The following is a 6281-nucleotide window of genomic DNA, read 5'->3' on the forward strand; positions in this document are numbered from 1 at the left end:
GAAGAGAATCTTACGGAGCAACAAGATACATCGGATTGAAAGATGAGAATACGCACTTTTTGGATCTTCCTTTTTACGAAACAGGACAGGTTAAAAAGAATCCGTTAGGACCAGAAGATATTGCTATCGTAAAAGACATTATTGCTAGAATAAAACCACATCAGGTTTTTGCTGCTGGAGATCTTGCAGATCCGCACGGAACTCATGAGGTTTGTTTAAATGCCATTTTTGCTGCATTAAAAGAGCTTAAACCAGAACCGTACATGAATGATTGCTGGTTGTGGCTTTACAGAGGAGCTTGGCACGAATGGGACATTCATGAAATTGACATGGCCGTTCCGTTAAGTCCTTCAGAAGTATTGTTAAAACGTCATGCCATTTTACATCACCAGTCTCAAAAAGACAGAGTAATGTTTCAAGGAAATGATTCTCGTGAATTCTGGGTTAGGGCAGAAGATCGAAACAAAAACACAGCAATTTTATACGACGAACTAGGTTTAGCTGAATATGAAGCAATAGAAGCCTTTAAGCGTTTTGATTATTAAAGTTTTTATGATTCTATAAAATGAATCAAATGACAAAATTCAGATGATTACTTGTAAAAGTGAGGTATGCAGAAGTCATTCTGGATTTTGTCTTTTTATATAAATTAGGATATGGACTAAGAAACTATCCGACCAAAAAAAAGAAAAATGAAATATTTATTTGTACTATTATTTGCAGGTATATCGGCAGGTGCTCAAGTCCAGAAAGAGCAACTGAATCTTATGCCTTGGCCTCAGAATGTTGTAATTAATGAAGGTAATTTTAATTTAAGTAAGAATTTTAAAGTAAATATTACTGGTAATCCAAATGCTAGAATTTTTGGAGGAGTAACTCGTTTTTTGCGCCGTTTAGATGGTAGAACAGGTATATTTTTTGAACAAGGTTTTATAACTAAATTAAATGAAGTTCCAAATGCGGAATTGCAAATTAATTGTACTAAAAGTGGAAAAATTGGTTTGTATGAAGATGAGAGCTATCATTTAGATATTACTTCAAACAAAATTACAATTAATGCAACCAGTGATTTGGGAGCTTTACATGGTTTGGAGACATTGTTGCAACTTCTTCAAAACAATTCAAAATCGTTTTATTTTCCAGTTTCAAAAATTTCAGATTTTCCAAGATTTACTTGGAGAGGTTTAATGATTGATGCTTCAAGACATTTTCAGCCTGTTGATGTTATTAAAAGAAATATTGACGCATTGGCAGCAATGAAAATGAATGTTTTTCATTGGCATTTGGTTGATGATCAAGGCTGGAGAATTGAAATGAAAAAACATCCAAAGTTTACTCAATTAGCTTCGGATGGAATGTATTATACACAAGAGGAAATTAAAAATATCGTAAAATATGCCGATGAGCGCGGTATTTTAATTGTTCCCGAAATAGATGTTCCAGGTCACGGATCTGCAATTTTAACGGCTTATCCAGAAATTGGCAGTAAAGTAATCAAGCTGACAGGAGGAACATCCGAAAAAAATATTCAAGGTACAGCAATCGCTACCTATGGAATTGAAAGAAATGCTGGTATTTTTTCGCCAACATTAGATCCTTCAAATCCTAAAACATATCAACTATTAAGTGAAGTTTTTGATGAGGTTTGCCCATTGTTTCCGGGTGCATATTTCCATATTGGAGGAGATGAAAACGAAGGAAAAGATTGGGATGAAAACCCGAAAATTCAAGAATTCATGAAAAAACATAATTTAAAGAACAATCACGAATTACAAACTTATTTTACGATGCAATTGGCTCCGATGTTAAAGAAGCACGGAAAGCAATTGATGGGTTGGGAAGAAATTTTGACGAAAGATTTATCTAAAGAAGCGATCGTTCACTCATGGAGAGGGCCAAACGAAGGAATGCCAGCAGGTAAATCTTTGGTAGAAGCTGTTAAAAAAGGATACAAAACCGTTTTGTCTAACGGATATTATATCGATTTGATGTACCCAATTGCAAGCCATTATTTAAACGACCCTATGCCAAAAGGAGCGAATTTAACGAGTGACGAAAAAGCAAGAATTCTTGGTGGAGAAGCGACAATGTGGACAGAATTGGCTACACCAACAACTATAGATTCTAGATTATGGCCAAGAACTGCGGCTATTGCAGAAAGACTTTGGTCTGCAGAAGATGTAGTAGATGTAGAAAATATGCGTAAACGTTTAGAAACGATTTCTTTCAGATTAGAAGAACTAGGAATTACTCATATACGTAACAAAGATGTTATTTTAAGAAATATTGCCAACAATCAAAGTATTCAGCCGCTTGAAGAGTTTTCTAAAGTAAGCGAACCTTTAAAAGGATATACTCGTAATAAAGGAGGAACAGAGTACCAGATGTATTCTCCTTTTACTTTGTTTGCAGATGCCTGCGGTCCAGATGCAAAAGATGCCCTTGCATTTGATGTAGCGGTAAATCAATATTTAGCAAATAAATCGGTAGATAATAAAGCAAAAGTGACTGCATTTTTCACTAAATGGATTGCAGTGCATAATGACCTTACAGCACTAAGTGCAAATGCTCCATTAGTACAGCCAATTTTACCGCTGTCTAAAAAATTAAGTGATGCATCGCAGGAATTATTACTTGTATTAGACAACAAATCGACTTTAACATCAGCAGATTTAAAAAGTTTAATAGATCAATGTAATACAAAAGATCATGCTGACGTGGAATTGTCAGTTTATGAAAGTTTAAAAAAACTAATATGAATTTTGGTTGAGTTAGTGTTATTAGAGTTACATTAATTAGGCTTTTAATTATCTCTGCTGAAGTTCCTCGGTAGAGATAGTTATAGCCAAGATTTCAGAAATAATCAACACTTAACTTAATTAAATAACAAAATATAAGCCGTGAAATTAATTATTAACCTTTAAAAACCAAATAGAAGAATAAGAATACAACAAAACATGACAAAAAGTATAGATTGATGATTAGTCCCAAATTTATCATTTGTATTTAATATTAATTTTTAAAATTATAAATAAATATCAATCACTACTATTTACTAATGATTATGAATGAATCAGAAATAGTAATATTTATCTATAGAATGTAATTTGAGTTTATTTCCAATCGACCGCGGGGTTCCAATCTGCTGTTGAGCGAAACCCAGAAGAATTTAAGCTTCTGTGGCCCAATTATTTATTTTCTATTAACTAATATTTATTAACTATGAAACATTATTACAGATTGCTCTTTTTGTTACTGTTTCCCTTACTAGTGTTGGCCCAACCGGCTCACGGAAAAAAAGTAGTGGGGTATTATGCACAATGGTCTATTTATGCTCGGGATTTTAATGTTCCGAAAATTGATGGAAGTAAATTGACGCACTTAAATTATTCTTTTTATGGGACAACTTACGATCCTGCCCATCCAGAGAATACAAAATTAAAATGTTTAGACACTTATGCCGATTTTGAGCATATGGAGGGCGGAATTCCTTGGGATGCGCCAGTTAAAGGAAACTTTTACGATTTAATGAAATTGAAAGAAAAGTATCCGCATTTAAAAGTTTTAATTTCTGTTGGAGGCTGGACAAAAGGACAAGATCTTTCTCCAATTGCTGCAAGTCCTGTAGCAAGAGCGGCTTTAGCAGCAGATATGGCAAACTTCATTACTACATATCCATTTATTGATGGTTTCGACATCGACTGGGAATATCCTCTTTCGGGCGGAACTGACGGTACAGAAATAGTAAATGGTTCGCCTGTTCCTCCACAAAAATATAGCCCTGATGACAATAAAAATTTAGTGCTTTTATTAAAAGCAATGCGTCAGGCAATGCCAAATAAACTAATTACTATTGCTGCTGGAAACAATGTTAGAAATGTTTCTAAACAGTATTTAGGACCAAATAACAGATCGCAATACGGAATGACAGAAGACATTTCGACTTATTGTGATTATATCACCTATTTCGGATACGATTTTGGCGGCAACTGGTATGATAAAACCTGTTACAACGCACCTTTATATGCAAGCGGAAATCCAAATGATCCGTTGTATGGTGCAACACAATCAGAATCATTAGATGAATTAACGAATCAATATTTAAATGTAATTGGTTTTCCTGCGAATAAGTTAATCATGGGATTGCCTTTCTACGGAAAAAAATTCGATAACGTTGCTGCAAATTCAACAAACGGATTATTTGTTTCAGCACCAAGATATGTAGTCCCTGGGTGTACAAATCCGCAAAACCCAACAGGAACATGGGATGGTTCTGGAGCTTGTGAAAAATCTGGAAGTATCGAAATTTGTGATTTAGTTGGAAATCCAGTTACAAATTCACACGCTTACTTAGATCCAAATACAATGCAAGTTACACCAAGTGCAGCTTCGGCAGGATGGGTAAGATATTTTGATAATACTACAAAAGTTCCTTATTTATATAATGCTACTACCAAAGAATTTATTTCTTATGAGGATAAACAGTCAATGGACTTAAAAGTGCAGTATATAAAATCGAAAAACTTAGCTGGTGGTATGATTTGGGAATTATCTCAAGATACAAGAGGTTCAATTCCAAACGCATTATTAAACCAAGTTGATACTTCTTTTGGAAGTGTAGTTCCGGGAACAGTAAGTATTTCTGGTTCTGTAAAAAACGGATCGGCTTTGGTTACCAATGTTACAGTTGAATTGCGAAATGCAAGTAATGTGGTAATTCAGACAGTAGTTTCTACCAATGGAAATTTTGCATTCAATAATTTAACTTCTGGACAAAACTATTCTCTTACAGCAGTAAAAGCGAGTTACACATTTGTTCCAGTATCACTAAACAATGTAACGGTAAATCAGACAGCAGTTGTGATTAACGGAACTCAGCCAACTTATACCGTAAGTGGAACAGTTCTAGACGGAAGTACCCCAGTTTCGGGCGTTACAATTTCAGCAGTTTCAGGAAGCACAACTTTAACAGCAGTTTCAAATGCAAGTGGAGTTTACAGTGTCGCAGGTTTAACTGCAGGATTAAATTTTACAGTTACAGCTGCAAAATCTGGGTTTTCATATACACCAGCTTCAACGGTTTACAATGCCATTGATGCCAACAAAACATTGAATTTTACTCAAGGCGCCGCAGTGGTAACTTACACAGTAAGCGGAACAGTTCTTAACGGAAGTACTCCAGTTTCTGGTGTAACAATTACTGCAGCTTCTACAGCAGGAAATGTTACTGCAACAACTAATTCTAGCGGAGCATATTCATTGACTTTAGCTTCTGGCGGAAATTATACGGTAACAGCAGCTTTGACCGGTCAGACATTTACGCCAGCATCTACAGTTTACTCTAATTTGAATGCTAATAAAACATTGAATTTTACTCAAGATGCCGCAACAAGCACAAGTAAAATTAGCGGAACAGTTAAAAACGGAACAACCCCTGTTGCCGGAGCCAAAGTAGAATTGGTTTTGCCATGGACAGATAATGCACATCCGTGGAAAAGTGTTCTGGCAACAACAGATACGCAAGGAAAATACAGTTTTGATAATTCAGTTGTAGACGGTTATACCACCATTACAAGTTTAAAACTAAATACTTGGTCAAACGGAGAGGTTAATTATTATCCAAATAATTTAGCCAACTTTGCAGTTCCATCAACTCCAACAGTTTATAATTTCAATACAAGTTCAACGGCTAAAGCAACATTAGCGGCAGCTACAAACTTAATCAGCGGAACTGTGAAAAACGGTTCAACGCCTGTAGCCAATGCAAAAGTAGAATTGGTAGTGCCTTGGACAGATAATACACACAACTGGAAAAGTGTTCTAGCAACAACAGATGCATCAGGAAATTACACTTTCGATAATTCAGTTGTAGCAGGATATACACAAATTTTAAGCTTGAAATTAAATTCATGGCAAAACGGAGAAGTAGCTTATTATCCAAATAATCTAGCAAACTTTGCTGTTCCTACAACGCCAACAGTTTATAATTTCAATACCCAAACAACAGTTGTAACCAAGCCAGTGGTTGCTATTACAGCGCCAACAGCTTCGGCGATTGCTATAAATTTAGGATCATCAATTAATTTTGTTGCAAGTGTTGGATTAAGCGCTGCAGATGCCACTACAATCTCATCTGTTGTATTTAGTTTAGACGGACAAAGCATAAGTGCGACAAATTCTTCTGGAACTTATACAGCGAGTTGGACACCAGTAGCAAATCAGTTTGGAGTTTCTCATACATTAACTGTTACGGCTACGGCATCAAACGGAACAACAGATTC

Annotated in this window: 1 protein-coding gene and 2 pseudogenes; all 3 read left to right on the plus strand. The window is 35.4% G+C overall.

From position 1 onward, the window contains the following. Positions 1-545, plus strand: a pseudogene (locus B3J44_RS10560) (glucosamine-6-phosphate deaminase); the annotation flags it as partial. Positions 546-692: 147 nt separating this feature from the next. Next, positions 693-2759: a beta-N-acetylhexosaminidase gene (locus B3J44_RS10565; protein ID WP_286968385.1), complete on the plus strand. Its 2067-nt coding sequence runs from the start codon at positions 693-695 to the stop codon at positions 2757-2759. Between the two features lie 463 nt (positions 2760-3222). Next, positions 3223-6281: pseudogene (chiA, locus tag B3J44_RS10570) on the plus strand (T9SS-translocated chitinase ChiA); the annotation flags it as partial.

The sequence above is a fragment of the Flavobacterium sp. UBA4854 genome, assembly GCF_002399805.1.
Classification (GTDB): domain Bacteria; phylum Bacteroidota; class Bacteroidia; order Flavobacteriales; family Flavobacteriaceae; genus Flavobacterium; species Flavobacterium ginsengisoli.

Bases quoted from the DNA above. Each gene is read 5' to 3' on its own strand.
- B3J44_RS10565 (WP_286968385.1), top strand. From the start codon at position 693: ATGAAATATTTATTTGTACTATTATTTGCAGGTATATCGGCAGGTGCT.